Origin of the sequence: Streptomyces ochraceiscleroticus (assembly GCF_000720485.1) — a bacterium.
GTDB classification, from domain to species: Bacteria; Actinomycetota; Actinomycetes; order Streptomycetales; family Streptomycetaceae; genus Streptomyces; species Streptomyces ochraceiscleroticus.
Genome location: NZ_JOAX01000007.1, coordinates 197,074 through 212,100 on the forward strand (window position 1 = coordinate 197,074; position 15,027 = coordinate 212,100).

Genomic DNA, 15,027 nt, shown 5'->3' on the forward strand with positions numbered 1-15,027 from the left:
GAACGGCCCCGGGGCGCGTTCGGGCAGGCGTGGGCCCCGGGGTAATGCGTGAAGGAAGGTGCGGGGGTGCCGGTCAGGCGGCGGTGAGGCGGCGGCGCTCGGCCGCGATGGCCCTTCTGCGGTCCGGGCCGTCGAGGATGACCTTGTCGGTCATCTCGGTCAGCCGGGAGGCGACGCGGTCGCCGATGTGGGCGCGCAGGTCGGCCATGCCGAGGTTGGTGGTCACCAGGGTCGGGAGCATCTGCGTGTAGCGGCGGTCGATCAGCCGCATCGTGATCTCCTCGGTCCACTCACTGGCCTTCGCGGCACCGAGGTCGTCGATGATCAGCAGTGGGCAGCGCGCCAGGTCCTGCAGTTCCCGCTCGCCGTCGTGGCCGGGCCGCGGCCGCAGGTCGGCGTACAGGTCGGCAGCGGTGGTCGCCTTCCACCGCAGCCGGACTCCGGCGGCCAACAGGCTGCGGACGGCGCCGTACGCCTGGTGCGTCTTGCCGGTGCCGGTGGTGCCGACGATCAGCAACGACCGGCCCTGGGCGATACCCGGGGCTCCGTCCGGTCCTCGGCGCCCGGCGGCGGCGACTTCGTTCACCCAGGCAGTGACGGCCGGGTGGTCGGCGACGGCGTCCTGGTAACGGGCAGGGATACGCGCTTGAGCCGCCTCCAGCGCGGGGCTGGGCTCGACCTCCTCGGCAACCGGTGTCCTCGGGTCGATGCCCCGGGCCTTGAGGATGCCGGTCAGACGGCGGGCGATACCGCCAACGGGCTGGGCGTCATGGTCGCGCATCACAGCTCCTCGGCGTAGGCAGCGGCAGGATCGGCCGGGTTGGCCCAGGCCCGGTGACCGCGCACGCTAGGCCCGGATTCCGGCCGCACAAAGCCACCGGTCGGGCTGGTGGCGTTCATCGCCTCGTGCACCAGGCTCGCCAGCGTGCTCGGATGCAGCCCCTTCGCCCGGTGACGGGCCAGCCCTGCACGGATGTGCTCAGGCGCGACGCCCTCCTTCAGCAGCTTGGAGACCTCACGCCCCAGGTGCCCAAGCACGCCCTGGGGCGGTCGGTGGGCGCAGGAGGCGGCGTACTCGCCGACGAGCTGCTGGGTGGAGGCGGAGCCGGGCGCGGGGGCGCTTGCGCCCCCCGAAGGGGAAGATCCTAGATCCACGTTCCTAGGTCCTAGATCCGGACCATGAGGGCTCACAGAGGGCTCACTGCTTCCTCCGTGAGGACTCACTGAGTACTCAGTGAGTGTCTCCTGACCTGCTATTTCACGGTCCGCGGAGGGCTCACGGTCTGCTCCATGAGGACTCACTGAACCCTCACTGAGTCCTCCGTGAGACTTCCGTGAGGACTCACGGAGGACTCCTGGAGTCTGCGTCGCATCCTGCGCGGCGGGGTCCTCGGAGTCGTGGACCGGGCAGCCGGGGTGGCGGATGCCGCTGGGCCGGTTGATCCGCTGGTGCTGGGCGAAGGTGACGATGTGCAGGTACCGCTTGGCATCGGGGCCTTCGTAGCGGCAGATCAGTCCAGCGGCGGCGAGTTGAGTCAGGTCATCCTCGACTCCGACCGGGCCGTGCTCGGGGCGCAGCGACCACAGCAGCCCGGCGATGACGGCAGGCTGATCTCGGAAGCGGCCCCGGTCGTCGGCCTGGGTCAGCAGCCCGAAGAACGTCCGCTCCGCGTGCACGCTCACCTCGGCGAGCGACTCCGAGGCGAAAGCCTCGGGCTTCAACGTACGGATCCTCGCCATGCTCAGCGCCCCCTTGCGGCGACGGCGTGCTGCTTGACCGCGGGCGTCAGCTCACCGGCGGTCAGACTCAGGTCATGCGGCTCGGCGAGACGCTGCTGGCGGGTGCCGGCGCAGGCGGTCTCGGTGGGCAGGGCCGCGAGCGCCCCTCCCCGGGCGTTGTTGGACATGCGATAATTCCTCGCTCGTAGGTGGGGAGGGACGGCCGCTCTCGTCGAAAAGGTCAGCCGACCCGCCCCAGTTATGAATCCGTGCCCCTTCGGGGCGGCGGTCCCGGCGCTCGGAGGCTGCTACTTCCGAGCGCCGGCCACGTTTTCCCTCCGGCACGCTCGATGCGGTTGTCCCTCGTGCAGGCGGTGCCTCGGCGGCTCTCGCCGAGGGACCAGCAACATATGTGCAGATCGGCCAACGCTCCAGCCGTTAGAGGAGGTTGGCCCACACCGACGCCAACCCGACGCATCCCCCGGGCGATCGACGCAGGGGCGCAGAGCCAGGCACCTGCGGCAGCAGCGCACAGCCCCCTCCCGACTGCGCTGCGTCGGTCGAGACCGCGTGGCACCGGGCCGCTTCACATGATCCCCGCCCACAGCAACAGCAGGAGGAGCGGTGCGTCCGCCCCGACGGGACGGACGCGACCAACACGAAGCCCGGGGTGCAGTCCACACCGTTTTTCGCTAGGCTGAACCTATTCCGATAGAGCAACAAAGTCAACGTGCCGACATTCCTTCGGTTCAGCGAAAAACGAGGTCCGATGCCTGCCCGCCACTTCGACAGAGGCCGCCTTCGTGCGGTGCGCCGCGCTGCGGAGCTGTCGCAAGGCGACGTCGCAGCTGGCGTCGGCGTGGCCACGTCCTCCGTGGCCGGCTGGGAAGCAGACAGCCCGACCTCGCCGGACCCGGAGAAGCTCCCCGCACTGGCCAGAGTGCTCGGACGGGACCTGGACGACCTCTTCCCGCGCACCGGGCTGCCGGACCTGGCCGACCTGCGCTGCGATGCAGGGCTGTACCAGAAAGAGACGAGCGCGATCCTCGGAACCAAGAGCGCCGGCCCCGTCCGGGGTGCCGAACGCGGGGAGCGGCGCCTCAAGGACCGGTACGTCGCGCCGCTCGCCGCCGCTTACGGGGTGAGCGAGGAAGAGCTGCTGCGCGCGCAGGAGCGGTCGATCGCCAAGGCGCAAGACGCCGAGGAGGAGACTGCAGAAGAAGGCAAGGCCGCGGCTGGCGGACCGCCCGGCTCCCTCGCAGAAAAGATCACGTTCCTTTTGGAGCGCTCGTTCCCCGGCCAGCAGAAGCCACCCTCGGACGCGGAGATCGCCGAAGCGGTGGACGCGCACGCCGAAGCCCATGTCGCCTCGGCAGAGGACGTGCGCGCCCTCAGAACTGGTGAGCAGACGGACGCCGCCCCGCTCGTTCTGGAAGGGCTCGCCGCATTCTTCGGCGTCTCGCCGATGTACTTCCAGCCCGACGACGCGGTGGCACGACAGGTGTACGAGGGATTGCGGTTGCTGTCGGCCTCACGGCGGGGCGCGGTGGGCCGCGTACGCGCCCGCGGCGGCGCGCAGGGCCTGCCGGCCGACGTGATGTCGATCGTCAATGACCTGGTGGATGAGCTGGAGCAGAGAGACTCCGGCTCTCGCTAGTAGTGCCTCGTAGGTTCTGATCCCGGCGGCTGGCCCTTCCCCATCGGTACCGCCCCGGCGGGCTCAGCTAGCGTGTTCGTGTGATCAGCATGGAGTGGGACGGACTCACCGACCGCGAGCGCTTCAACGAGTGGTACCTCAAGGAGCGGGACCGGCTCTCGGACATGGCCCGGGACGCCGACTGGAACGGCCTGTTCGAGGAGTTGGGCAGGCACCCGGGGCGGGTGAACCTTCCCCGGCCCGGGTACCGCAGTGGCTTCGCCGCGCTGCATCAGGCGGCCTGGCACGGCGCGGACTTCGCCGTCGTCTCCCGGTTGCTCGCGCACGGCGCCTGGCGCACGCAGCGCACCCGGGACGGACGGCGCGCCGTGGACATCGCGCGGGAGCAGGGGCACACGCATCTGCTGGAACTCCTGGAGCCGGTCATGGTGCGACAGCTCCCCTCCCCTCCGGAGGTGCTGGAGGACCACTTCCATGCGCTGCTGCGGGAACGTACCGGCCGCTGCTTCGAGGAGATCGAGCACCTGCTGCCGCCGCTGGCGCCACTGACGGAGGGGCCGGCCGTGGAGATCTTCTTCCAGGTGGTCGGCATGATGGGCGGCTTCACGTACCGGCTCGAAGAGGACTACGTGCATGTGCGCGCCCACTCGCGGATGGACGGCGACGACGGGGATCACTACCGCGTGACGCCGGAGGGCTGGTCCAGGATCGAACGCACGCGTGTGCCGCCTCCGTCGTCGCGCGCCGTGCAACGCCCGCCGTCCTGATCCGCGGACGAGCCCGGACACGGACCGCACGCAATCCAGCGCCCCCCGGCTACAGAGATCGGGCGCTGCCGAGACCTGGTGGCACCTGCACAACGCCCGCCCGTCCTACTCCTGGCCGTGCATATGGCCGTCGGCGACAACAGCCCGGACCTGCTGCAGTGCTTCGAGGTCCTGGAGCGGGTCACCGTCGACGAGGAGGAGGTCAGCGCGGAAGCCTGGGGCGACTCGTCCTGTCACCTCACCGAGTCCGAGCGTCTCGGCAGGCCGGCGGGTCGCCATGTCGAGGATGGCGCTGTTCGGGATGCCGAGGTGGGCGTAAAAGGTCAGCGCGCCGGGCAGGCCGTCGAAGCCGGTGCGCTGGACCCCAGCGTCGGTGCCCGCGATCATGTTGGCTCCGGCGTCGGCCATCTGCCGGATCTGGTCGAACATGAGGTTCGCGCGCTCCTCACCGAAGACCTTCGGCAGCATGCGCCAGTGCGGGCTCACGGTCGTGCTGACCGTGATGTTCCCGTCGATGATGCGCTGGAGGACATCGCGACGCAGATCGAATCCGTCCTCGGTCATCCACGTGCAGTGTTCGAGGGTATCGACGCCGGCGTCGACGGCTTCGGTGATGGCTTCCGTTCCGTGCGCATGCGCGGCGACAGGCAGCCCGGCAGAGTGGGCCTCCTCGACCAGGGCCTGCAGCTCTTCGCGAGAGAACTGGCTCTGCCAGCTGCGTGGGCCGTCCTTGGTGAGCCCTCCCCCGCTCGTCATGACCTTGATGACGGCGGCACCGGCTTCGGCGTTGCGCCGGACCAGGTCACGGACCTGCTTCTCACCGGTGACCTCTCCGCCAAGGAAGTAGCAGTGTCCGCCTGGCGGCGTCGCCGGGGTGCCGGCCGCGAGGATGCGCGAGCCAGACAGCCGGCCGGCCTCGACCTCTTCAGCAATCCTGAACGCCAGACCGTTGCGGTCCCCCAGGTCACGCGCCGTCGTCACGCCACTGCGCAGCAGCTGCTCAGCCCGATGCCGCATCTGGTCGAGCAGTACCTCGTCGCTGTTCTGTAGTGCGGCAACGGGGTCCGGGCTCCCGTCGAAGATGAGATGCACGTGGGCATCGATGAGGCCGGGCATGACCGTGCCGGCGAACTCGACACGCCGGACGTCAGGTCCTGCTTGCCGGCTGATCTCTTCTCTGGGGCCTACCGCGATGATCTCGTCGCCGTCGGTGAGGACTGCGCCGTCCTCCAGGTACGTGCCGGTGCTCCCCAGGATTCGGTCAGCGGTGATCAGCATCGACTGGTTCTCCTCGGTCGGTCGGCTGTTGACTGGATGAGCTGAGGGCCTCGGAGATGGCGATCAGCTGACGGACATCGGATTCCTGATCTCTTCCATCAGAGATGGCCAGCGGCATTGCGTGCCGTGGCGCTGGGGTCCCCTGCTCAACGCGTTGCACGGCTCGCCGGAGCCTGTCGGCCAGCACTTCGGGAGTGAGGTCGAGGAGTCCATCTTCGTCCTCTCCCCCGGCCAGGTAGGGGCTGACGTCAACGAGTCCGTCTCGGCACTCCACCATGCGGCGGTAGTACCGCCGGTGTACGCCTCGCGCACGGCGTGCCTCGCGAGGGTCATCGGAGCAGGGCTTCAGGACGTTGTCGGGATACGCCTCGGCCAGCAGCTGCCACAACGGCGCCAAGCGGCGGTGGTCTCGACGGTGCCGGAACCACAAACGCGCAGAGGTAATCCGCGTGCGGACGGCGGGATAGGTGATACCGACGACGAACAGCACAATCGCTACAGCGAGGAAGAACGCGACGGCGGCCGTCACTTGCTGCGGCACAATCCCCCCGCGCCAGCGAATGAGGATCATGACACCTCTGACCAGGCACGCGGCGGCCATCGCGCTCAGCCCGACAGCGGCCATCCACAGACCCGTGGAATGTGGTCGGCTCGACTGGCGTGCACAGCGCCGGGTCCACCTCCCCGCGATGGCCAGGGCATACATCAGGTACGCGCCTGCCAGACCGTAGAAGAACGCGACCTGGGGGATGGTCATGTCCGCCGTGCTGTACGAGCCGGCGAAGACGTCGTGCGGGACGGTGGCTGCGTCGGCGATCAAAAGTGCTGCGACCATCACCACCACGGCCGCTTCCCTACGTGCCCGGCGTCCGCCGGCCTGTTCGTCTGCCGAGTACAGGTAGAAACACATGAGGAAGTACACCGTGCCCAGCAGCAGCACGTTCTGTGCGATCTTCCCTGCTCCATGGTCGGCACTCATCGATGCTTCGGAAGCAGCGTTGGGCAAGGCGAAGGGGTAGGAGGCCACTGCGGTCACGAGGCACAGCGTCACCGAGCGGAGGGGCGCATCCTTCGGATGCCGCGCAAGCTGGTAGAGCTTCCAGACGACAGCCGCGGCCGGGACGAGAAGCAACAGATGGAACACGCGCTACCACCAACCGCGCTGGTCGCCGACGACCGACTGCACCCTGCGCAGGGAGGGATCCTCCGCCAACGGCGTGGCGCCTTCCACAGAAGACCACTCCAGCAGGGACGTCGCTGCCGCCTCCACGACGCACTCCTCCTCCGACTCGTACGAGCAGCGCTGGGTCACCCGGCGGATCATCTCGTTCTCGAACACCGGAATCAGACCTGCCCAGGTCTCGACGGCATCCTCGGATTCTTCATCACCGGCGTCGTCAGCCACCAGGATGTGTCCCAACTCGTGAAGGATGATGTGGTCCTGGTGCAGCCGTGTCGTCTCGGCCTGGTAGATGATCACGTCACGTCGAGACGTTTCGACCAACAGCCCCGAGGGGCCGAGTGTGGTCAGTTGCCTCGCTTCCAGCTCGATCGGACGTCCCCGTCTTTCCCCGAGCGCCTGGCACAGGCGGGCCATGTGCAGCGGCGGGTGGATGCCGAGGTCACGGAGTTCTCGACGCATCCGATGGAGAAGCTCTGCCTCGGCGGTCGGCGGTACCTGCTGCCGGCGACTCCTCCACCAGCGCGACGCCGCACCCCGAAGATGGGCCATGCCGCCAGCAAGATCGCGACCACTCGTACCCGATCGCATTCGAGTCCCTTCCGTACCGGCCGAGCAGCTCCTCTCGGGAGCCAGGCGAGCCATCCCCGTCCAACTTGCCACCGCGCATGCACGGCAGACGCGGTCGTCGGGGGTACGTCGGAACGCACCGCTCTGTAGCGGCTTGAACGGGGTCATGGACTCCGCCCAAACCCCCAGAAGGCGCCTCATGATCACTACCGCGAACAAGCAATGACGCCCCACTGGGCACTTCAGCGGGGCGTCGGGCGCCACATGCGGACGATACGTGATCCGTACACGAGATCGGGGCTCGATATCGATGCCGCAACCCACATCTCGACGCACACTCCACTCGCACAAAAAGCATGAACAGGACACTTGATCGTTGACCTACATCCATGCGCTGGCGTTTCAGATGCCCGTCATGTTCATTTCAGCCGTAGCCCCAGCTTGAGGATCGTTACCAATCCGAGACTTTCGGGCGTCAGCGCCGACCCCAGACACCCAGACGCCCCATATGCGCCCCGAAAAGGCGTTCTGTGCGCGTGGCCACTCTCGGCCGGATCAAGCAAGAGCAAGAGTTACCGTTTCAGCCATGTCCAAGGTGCTCCACGACCAAGGCAATGACTACCTCAAGTTCTGGAACGAATACCATCTGTGCACGCTGACGACGATCAGGCCGGACGGACGGCCACACGTTGTACCAGTGGGCGTCACAGTCGACGCTGATGCAGGCGTCGCGCGAGTTATCACTCGCAAAGGAAGTAAGAAGGTCGCCAACATCCAGGCTGCACAGCCCAGCGGGGCGCGTGTGGCCCTCTGCCAGGTAGACGGGGGCCGCTGGGCGACTCTGGAAGGAACAGCAGAGATTCTCACCGATACCGACGCGGTGGACGACGCCGTTCAGCAGTACGGCGCGCGGTACGGGCGCACGCCGGCCCCGGATCCGGAGCGCGTCGTGATCAACGTCGCGATCGAGCGTGCGATGGGTCGCGCGACGTTGTCCTAGGTGACAGCTCGGACTCACGCACAGACGGAGCAGACAGACCGCCGCCACGGCGTAAGCGTGGGCAAGCGCTACGGCGGCAACTCCGGCCTCGGCCCATACCCGCCTACGCCCTGGCTGCGGTCGGGGCCTGCCACGCGGCGCTCGCCCAAGCAGCCGACAGTGATGCCGACTCGTATTGGCCAGTCAGATGCACGACACGGGTGCCGCGGGTAACGGATCGGGGCGGTCAACTGTTCCTGGGGGCTCGAAGCGTCACCTGTTCGGCGGGCGGCCGGATCACCCCGAGCTGGGCTGCGATCTCTTGCAGGCACGCCGGCTCCAGGGCGGCCAGTGGGGCGATGACGTCCTCGGTGAAGCCGTGGGCCAGGGAGCGCTTGACCAGGTCGATGGGCGGCGGGGAGCTGACGGCCGCGGCTAGGGCCAGGCAGTAGCCGTGATCGTCCTGGAGGTCGTCGATGAGGGGGAGGGCCTCGGTCAAGAAGCCCGCGTCGAGCATCGCTTTGACCAGGTCGGTGAGAACGCCCTCGGCCAGAACCCCGGTCAGCCGGCGGGCTTCGGCGTGGTAGCGACCCCAGAGGCGCAGGCGGACGACTGCTTCCAGCGGCACGGCGGTCGTCGAGTGGTGGGCGCCCGTGACCAGGACGGCGTGCCGCAGCGTGTCCAGAAGGCGGGTGAAGTCCTCGGTGAGGCCGGTGGCCTGGCAGGCTGCGGTGAGCCAGGGACGGACCCATAGACCGCTGTCCAGTGTTACGCCCGGGTCTGCGGTTGCGGCGAGTTGCGCCGTAATGTCGCGGCACAGGCGCTGGTGGCCGGCGTCGCACATCTCGACGATCATCGCCGCTGCCTGTTCCTGCCAGCGGGCGAGGTACTGCGGCGAACTCGCGGACGTGGGCAGGGCCGTTTCGCGGGTCAGGGAGATCGCCCCGGGAATGTCGTCGGACAGTAGGTGCGCGCGTAGCTTGAGCGTGCGGCCGGGGAGGTCGATCTTCGGGAGCCGACGGGCCAGATCGAGGGCCGCGTCGGCGTGCCCGGCGCGAAGGTGGAGAGAGATGAGTTCGTGAGTGACGTCGGTACGCCAGCCGGACACGCTCGGGTCCGTCGACTTCTCGATGCCTTCTGTCACCTGGGTGATGAGCAGGTCGAGGTCGGCTGAGCGGTGATCGCCGTGCCCTTCGACGGCCCTCGCGGCGTCCAAGAGGATGCCGATGCGGTCGAATTGGTCTGCCTCCTCGAACCCCGACGCGATTCTCAGGACGTGGTCGAGGTGGCCGAGGCGGGCGGCTGCGCTTGCCACAGCCTTCGCGTCCCACTTGTCACGGGTGTCGTCGCTGTCCTGCAGCAGCGTGTGGAGGGCCAGTTCCAGGGCCGGCGTGGCCAGGTCCGTTCGGCCTGCGGTGCCGGCGGCCCGGGCGAAGGCCGCCAGGACGGTCGGGGACGGCGTGTTCCTGGTCTCGTCAAGGGCCACCTCCACCTCGCGTACCACGGGAGCGGCGTCCTGGGGTGTGTCGGAGTCGAGCAGCGTCAGGGCGATCTCCGCGAGGCAGTCCGCACGGATGCCGGGGTCGGCGACGTCCCGGGCCAGGGAGACCGCCAGCGAGAGGTGGCCATTGGCCCGGGCGGACGGCGCGGACTCGGCGAGCAACTCGTCGGAGGCACCAGGCTGTCGGGGATCGAGGCCGTGGGCGGCAAGGGCGGTATAGGTGAGCTCCGCAAGGTCGTGCTCGGGAGAATCCGGGGCGGCCATGGCGAGCAGCTGACGGGCCCGGTCCTCGTCCTGGTAGGCGGCCGATTCCACCAGTTCGGAGGCGGGGAACTCCTGGTTCAGGGCCGTGAGGAGCGCGTCGGGTACATTTCGGCGACCTCCCTTGGCGAAGTAATCGCCGCAGGCGGCGAGGAGGGCTCGTTTCCTGCCGTCCCGGTCCAGGTCGGCCACGTGCTGGAGGAGGCGGTCGAGGTCTCCGAGGATGGCGAACGCCGACGCGAGGAAGCCGCAGAAGTCGGGGCGTTCCTCGGCATCGACGCGTTCGATGGCCTCCTCGATGAGGGTCCGTGTCAGCGCGGGATCGATCTCAGCCAGAGCGCCGGCGACGTCGGCGAGGAACCAGCCTCGCTCGTCACCGCTCTCGGTGACGGCCCGGCGAGCGATGTCGGCTGCGCCTGGTTCGCCGCGCCGTGCAAGCGCGAGGGCTGCGCGCACCGTGTGCGCCATCTGCTCCAGGTGCAACCTGCCTGGTACGGCCATGGCTTCGTGGATGAGGTTCCGCGCCTCGATCGGCTGGGTGTCCAGCAGGTGCTCGCCGATCGCCAGCAGAGCGTCGGCCTGCACGTAGACGTTCTGCAGGGTGCGGGCGAGCTGGATGCCCTCCTCGGCCCGCCCGCCGCGTACCAGCAACAGCGGATACGCGGAGGGCACGGTGAAGGTGTCGTCCTCGATGCGCTTGCGGAGCAGCGACACTCGCGTCAGCAGGGTGAGGTCGCAGTCGGGGGCTGCCGCCAGGAGCCGTGCGGCGTGGGACAGCTCGGACAGCGCGGCCAGATCGCCGTCGGTCCGGCGGCGGAGCAGGGCGCAGCGAGCGAAGGAGGCCAGGGCTGCCAGCGTCCGGCCGGCGCCCTCGGTAAGCAGGAGGGTCGGGTACGCCTCGGTCAGGTAGTCCGGGGTGTCATCGGGCCAGCCGGCCGCGGCGAAGCCGAGGGCCCAGCCATCGATGGCGGCGCGGGTATGGGCGAACTCCTCAGGTTCGAGGTCTTCCTGGACAGCGGCGGCCAGGATGTCATGGGCGAGGGTGTACCGGGGCGGCGTACCGGAGCGCGGCTCCACGACCCGGGAGAGCCCCCGTTCCAGGGTCCGGCGGATTGCCAACGCGGAGTCGTTGCCGATCGAGGCGATGTCTCTGCTGCTCAGCGCGCCGCCGGCGACCGCCATCGTGGTCAGGACGGTGCGCGGGACAGGCTCGGCGAGTACGTGATCCAGCTCTTGGCGGGCGCGCAGGAGCAGGCTCGTCGCCGCGGGGAACGGTGTGAGCACCTGGCGGCGGCAGGTGCGCAGCGGGTGACTGCCGTCCACGTCGAGCGGCACGCCAGAATGGCGGCTGGTCACCAGGACGTGTGCCGTCGGACCGAGAGCGGCCGGGAGTTGCGCGGCGATACTGGGCTCGGCCAGCTCGCGGTAGTCGTTCTCGTCCAGGCCGTCGACGAGCAGCAGCAGGGAACGTCCGGGGATCCGCATCGCGCGTTCCCAGAGGCTGAGGAATGCGGCCGAGTCCGGCTCGGCGGGCGGGAACTCGCTTAGCAGGGCAGCGAGCTGATCACACATGGCCCGGTGGAACTGCTGGACGCGCATCTGCCCATCACGCCGGGAGATGACGAACGACACCACGTCCAGCCCGGGGTGGGGCCCCGTGGCGAAGTGGGTGACCAACGACGTCTTGCCGGCCCAAGGACCGGCGACGAGCATCAGGTAGGGGTCCGGCCCGGTCGCGAACGACAGGAGGTCGGCGAGCTCCCGCTCGCGGCCGGTCAGTTCAACGCACCGAGCTGCGTACTGGCGCAACATCGCCTCGTAAGCCGGACGACGCCGCTCCTGCCCACGCAGGGGTTCAGGTACGACGCCATGCGAGGCCAGCAGCTCACGCGCGGCGGTGGCACTCGGCTCGGGCTCGCGTTCGCCTTCCGCGCGCGGCTCGTACGCGCCGATCACAGCAGCCAGCCGTACGGCCTCCAGCCCGCCCGAGTGGGCCGACTCCACGACGACGCCGACAGCCGCCCCCTCACAGACGACGCCCGCACCCGAGAAACCGCTCCAGTCGCGCGCTTCCAGGCGGCGGCCATCCGTCCGATGCAGCAGCAGACGGCCCCGCTTCACACTCGACCCGAGCGGGATCACACCGTCGATCTGGTCGCTGTCGCGCCAGGTCGCCGTGTCCGGGTCCGTCCAGCTCTGATGGCGCGGAAAACCGATCGCGGTGAACGGAAGCCGCCCGTCGGCCTCGTCCGGTACCACTCCGATGGCCATCGGAGCGACCTCGTCGAGGGGGACGTCCGGCGCGAGTTCGACAAGCGCGACGTCCAGCCGGGCACCTCGCCACACCGTCCGGCCGTTGACGACGATCTCGTCGGGGGCGCCGCCGGACAGCCGCACCCTGACCGAACCACTGTCCTCGACCACATGCCCGGCCGTCACCACCAAGGACGTCGCCAGCCGCAGTCCCGAGCCGTACCCTGTGCCGAGGTCCTGCTCGACCAGGACCTCGGCGCACCGTCCCGCGAGCGAGTCCACCACCACAGGCCTCAGCGTGGGAGCTCGGGCAGCCGGTCGGTGACCGACAGCGGCCGGCCGGCGTCGTCGGTGGGCGTAAGCGTCATCCGCACACGTTGTGTCCGGCCTCCGCTGCGCTTGCCGTCGGCGCCCGCCTCGACCACCCACAGCTTCAGCCCGCCACGTCCGCTTGCCTCCCTCGTCATCGTGACCTCGAACTCCAGCTCCACAGTCTCGACGCCGAACTTGACTCCGCGGACCACCCCTTCCTGCTGTGCCGTCTCCAACTGATCGCGAAGTACGCGGATGTAGTCGGCCAGGGGCACGCCCTCGGGATCGCTCATCAGATGCTGCCTCCACGTATGTCGATATCCACGAGTCTGCCAGGTGGCTACCTTGTTCGTATGCGAACCCGATTCGTTTGACCTTGACGTGCCCGCCCTTCGGAATTCGCGTCGGATCATGTCATCGATGTCCCAGAGTCGTGGTGATCTCGTGGCGGCAACCCTGCGGCTTACTCAGGAGGCGATGGCGGGGCCACCGGAACGGCCAGCTCGTCAAGGTCGATGTTCGGCAGCTCCGCCAGCTTCGGCCGAATGGGCGTCTGCGGCAGCTACGTGGCACCCGGCAACACTCAGCGGATGCGCCGGATCATCACCGTGAGGCGGGGGGAGGCCGGTGAGGGCTGGCTGTGCCCGATGTCCTGGTACCCCCACGACCGGTAGAGCGCGTGGACCTTCCCGTCCCCCGCCGCCTCATTGACCATGAGAGTCACGTGCTGCTCGTCACGGCCGGCGAGGAGCGTGTCGTGGATTCGCCGCGCGGTTCCGGTACCACGCCACCCAGGACGGACCCCGATCTCCTTCAGGGCCACGGCGGGTTGCACCGTGTACTTCTCATCCGGTGCCGGGCTGGTGCGCTGCCAGTACCTGTCGCCGTCCTCGATCTTGTTGCCGTAGGCGTAGCCCACCGGGTGGTCACCGGCGTATGCCAGGACAGCCGCGAATCCCGGCTCGGCGCCGTGCCGGTCCAGACGTTCACCGAACGCGGTGACGGCGTAGTTCGGCAGGTGCAGCAGCGGGGCGCGCACTTCCGCGTACACATCGAGCAGGTCGCCGCGGGCGGCGTCGAGTTCGGTGAACGTGCGGAGTTCGATGGCGGGTGCCGAGGTCATGCTGTGGCCCTCCAGGCGGCGGTGTGCTCGGTCCAGGTGCGTGTGCTGGAGCTGCCCGGCGCGGTGGCGCGCAGGGCAGCACTGAACTCCTGAAGCATGCGGGAAACCCGTGCGTGTTGGGTAGCGGCATCGACCGGCACGGACATCGCGGTGCGTGTAGCGGTGTCGGCGTCGCCCTGTGCTAGCTGGGCATGGGCAAGGCGGCTGGTGGCGATGGCTCGGGATCGGCGCATGTGCGGCCTGAACGCAGCGAGGCAACGGTGCGCGTGATACTCGGCAGTGGGCCAGTCACCGACGGCGAGGTAGGCCGTGAGTGCCAGCGAGTGCAGCTCGGCCTCGTCGTAGAAGGCCAGCAGCCACACGGGGCGAAAGGTGTCCGGCTCGGCGCGGCCCATTGCGTCCTGTGCCAAGCCGAAGCTTCGGCGCAGACTGCGGCGATCCTGAGCGACCCCGTGAATGGCCATCTGCCGGGCCGCGGCGAGCGAGGCGAACATGGGGTCGCGGCGCGTGATGTGCAAGTTCCGCGCGACGTCGTTGGCCGCGAGCGCATCAGCGGGGCGGCCCATATGCCGGTAGAGGCTGCCCGCATGGGACCAGATGCGGAACTTGATGGCCTGGTCGCCGGAGAGTTCGGCGAGGGTCTGAGCTTCGCGCATGTGACCGATTGCCTCGTGGTAGCGGCGGCCGTCGATGGCGGCCCACATCGCGGAGGAACGGAACGAAGCCGCGGTGGCGTAGAGGTTGCTGCGTACGCGTTGAGTGGCACTGCCGGAGTTCTGGAGGTTCAGGGCTTCGTCGGCGAGGGATACGGCGCGCTGTTCGATGCCGAGTTGGCCGCCGTGGCGGTGGTCGCTGGCGACGACGGAAGCGAACTTGCGCTGCAGGCGTTCGACGTCGCTCATGCCGATCGTGCGGGGCGCGGAAGCTCCGGGGGCAGCGGCTGCCACGGCCGCCGTGAGGGAGCCGGCGACGAATGTACGGCGGTGCATGGGGTCCTCCTGCGGTGGGGCTGCAGTGGGCGAAGGCCGCCCCCGTGGCACGAAGCCTAAGGCGACGGCGGACAACCCGGTGACGTCCTCCAAAGCTCGTCGCGTTGCTGCGTTGGGCCAGCGGACCCTTCCCGAACGCCAGTCCCGAACCGTGCGCCCCTCATAGCGGCCAGGTCGGCCGGTGAGACGTTCCAGAGCTGCATTCGCGGCTCTGGCGAGGCTGTTGGAGCTATGGCCATGCTCCTTCATCCATGCCTCAAGAGCTTGGTTACGCGCGGCGTCCATGACCGCACAGTAGATCGTTGCCGACTCACAGTCAGGTAAAGAGGTAGTCAAAAACCCCTAGGGGCAACGCGGCGGTAAAGGCCGCGATCCCCTAACCATGCCTGCTGGCCCGGGAGTTAGCTGCTACGCACGGCGCCCGGTCGACGCAACGCA

General features: G+C 68.8%; 13 protein-coding genes. 3 read left to right on the forward strand and 10 right to left on the reverse strand.

Going from position 1 to position 15,027, the window contains the following annotated elements:
• Positions 1–73 precede the first annotated feature (73 nt).
• Genes IG84_RS0111850 through IG84_RS41115 form a run of 3 tightly spaced genes read right to left on the reverse strand, consistent with a single transcriptional unit; the run spans position 74 to position 1,907 of the window.
• Positions 74–781, reverse strand: a complete 708-nt coding sequence (locus tag IG84_RS0111850) for an ATP-binding protein (protein WP_031054763.1) — start codon at positions 779–781, stop codon at positions 74–76.
• Positions 781–1,740, reverse strand: coding sequence for a hypothetical protein (locus tag IG84_RS0111855; protein ID WP_031054765.1), 960 nt, complete (start codon positions 1,738–1,740; stop codon positions 781–783). The genes IG84_RS0111850 and IG84_RS0111855 overlap by 1 nt, the downstream gene beginning before the upstream one ends.
• A gap of 2 nt (positions 1,741–1,742) precedes the next feature.
• A complete protein-coding gene (locus IG84_RS41115) occupies positions 1,743–1,907 on the reverse strand; it encodes a hypothetical protein (RefSeq protein WP_157848860.1) in 165 nt (54 codons plus the stop codon).
• Between the two features lie 581 nt (positions 1,908–2,488).
• Here IG84_RS41115 and IG84_RS0111865 point away from each other — a divergent pair.
• Both IG84_RS0111865 and IG84_RS0111870 read left to right on the forward strand, forming a co-directional pair.
• A complete protein-coding gene (locus tag IG84_RS0111865; RefSeq protein WP_031054767.1) occupies positions 2,489–3,376 on the forward strand; it encodes a helix-turn-helix domain-containing protein in 888 nt (295 codons plus the stop codon).
• Between the two features lie 89 nt (positions 3,377–3,465).
• Positions 3,466–4,143, forward strand: coding sequence for an ankyrin repeat domain-containing protein (locus IG84_RS0111870; protein ID WP_031054768.1), 678 nt, complete (start codon positions 3,466–3,468; stop codon positions 4,141–4,143).
• 105 nt (positions 4,144–4,248) lie between these two features.
• Here the strand turns inward: IG84_RS0111870 and IG84_RS0111875 are convergent, their stop codons facing one another.
• The 3 genes from IG84_RS0111875 to IG84_RS0111885 are packed head-to-tail and all read right to left on the reverse strand — an operon-like array spanning position 4,249 to position 7,153.
• On the reverse strand, positions 4,249–5,421 hold the full coding sequence (locus IG84_RS0111875; RefSeq protein WP_031054771.1) for an amidohydrolase family protein: 1,173 nt from the start codon (positions 5,419–5,421) through the stop codon (positions 4,249–4,251).
• Positions 5,405–6,565: an MAB_1171c family putative transporter gene (locus tag IG84_RS0111880; RefSeq protein WP_245659313.1), complete on the reverse strand. Its 1,161-nt coding sequence runs from the start codon at positions 6,563–6,565 to the stop codon at positions 5,405–5,407. The genes IG84_RS0111875 and IG84_RS0111880 overlap by 17 nt, the downstream gene beginning before the upstream one ends.
• A gap of 3 nt (positions 6,566–6,568) precedes the next feature.
• A complete protein-coding gene (locus tag IG84_RS0111885; protein WP_245659314.1) occupies positions 6,569–7,153 on the reverse strand; it encodes a hypothetical protein in 585 nt (194 codons plus the stop codon).
• Positions 7,154–7,757: 604 nt separating this feature from the next.
• Here IG84_RS0111885 and IG84_RS0111890 point away from each other — a divergent pair.
• On the forward strand, positions 7,758–8,171 hold the full coding sequence (locus IG84_RS0111890; protein WP_031054778.1) for a pyridoxamine 5'-phosphate oxidase family protein: 414 nt from the start codon (positions 7,758–7,760) through the stop codon (positions 8,169–8,171).
• 226 nt (positions 8,172–8,397) lie between these two features.
• Here the strand turns inward: IG84_RS0111890 and IG84_RS41550 are convergent, their stop codons facing one another.
• From IG84_RS41550 to IG84_RS0111910, 4 genes are all read right to left on the reverse strand, one after another.
• A complete protein-coding gene (locus tag IG84_RS41550) occupies positions 8,398–12,453 on the reverse strand; it encodes a trypsin-like peptidase domain-containing protein (RefSeq protein ID WP_031054779.1) in 4,056 nt (1,351 codons plus the stop codon).
• Positions 12,454–12,458: 5 nt separating this feature from the next.
• On the reverse strand, positions 12,459–12,770 hold the full coding sequence (locus IG84_RS41555; protein ID WP_051861628.1) for a trypco2 family protein: 312 nt from the start codon (positions 12,768–12,770) through the stop codon (positions 12,459–12,461).
• Between the two features lie 290 nt (positions 12,771–13,060).
• Positions 13,061–13,600: a GNAT family N-acetyltransferase gene (locus IG84_RS0111905; protein WP_031054782.1), complete on the reverse strand. Its 540-nt coding sequence runs from the start codon at positions 13,598–13,600 to the stop codon at positions 13,061–13,063.
• A complete protein-coding gene (locus IG84_RS0111910; protein WP_169749870.1) occupies positions 13,597–14,874 on the reverse strand; it encodes an NsdA family TPR-like regulatory protein in 1,278 nt (425 codons plus the stop codon). Before IG84_RS0111910 ends, IG84_RS0111905 begins: the two co-directional genes overlap by 4 nt.
• Positions 14,875–15,027 lie beyond the last annotated feature (153 nt).

Excerpts from the sequence above, each read along its gene's own strand:
- IG84_RS0111850 (WP_031054763.1), bottom strand. The coding sequence starts at position 781 with ATGCGCGACCATGACGCCCAGCCCGTTGGCGGTATCGCCCGCCGTCTG.
- IG84_RS41115 (WP_157848860.1), bottom strand. The coding sequence starts at position 1,907 with ATGTCCAACAACGCCCGGGGAGGGGCGCTCGCGGCCCTGCCCACCGAG.
- IG84_RS0111865 (WP_031054767.1), top strand. The coding sequence starts at position 2,489 with ATGCCTGCCCGCCACTTCGACAGAGGCCGCCTTCGTGCGGTGCGCCGC.
- IG84_RS41555 (WP_051861628.1), bottom strand. The coding sequence starts at position 12,770 with ATGAGCGATCCCGAGGGCGTGCCCCTGGCCGACTACATCCGCGTACTT.
- IG84_RS0111890 (WP_031054778.1), top strand. The coding sequence starts at position 7,758 with ATGTCCAAGGTGCTCCACGACCAAGGCAATGACTACCTCAAGTTCTGG.
- IG84_RS0111855 (WP_031054765.1), bottom strand. The coding sequence starts at position 1,740 with ATGGCGAGGATCCGTACGTTGAAGCCCGAGGCTTTCGCCTCGGAGTCG.
- IG84_RS0111885 (WP_245659314.1), bottom strand. The coding sequence starts at position 7,153 with ATGGCCCATCTTCGGGGTGCGGCGTCGCGCTGGTGGAGGAGTCGCCGG.
- IG84_RS0111870 (WP_031054768.1), top strand. The coding sequence starts at position 3,466 with ATGGAGTGGGACGGACTCACCGACCGCGAGCGCTTCAACGAGTGGTAC.
- IG84_RS0111875 (WP_031054771.1), bottom strand. The coding sequence starts at position 5,421 with ATGCTGATCACCGCTGACCGAATCCTGGGGAGCACCGGCACGTACCTG.
- IG84_RS0111910 (WP_169749870.1), bottom strand. The coding sequence starts at position 14,874 with ATGGACGCCGCGCGTAACCAAGCTCTTGAGGCATGGATGAAGGAGCAT.
- IG84_RS0111905 (WP_031054782.1), bottom strand. The coding sequence starts at position 13,600 with ATGACCTCGGCACCCGCCATCGAACTCCGCACGTTCACCGAACTCGAC.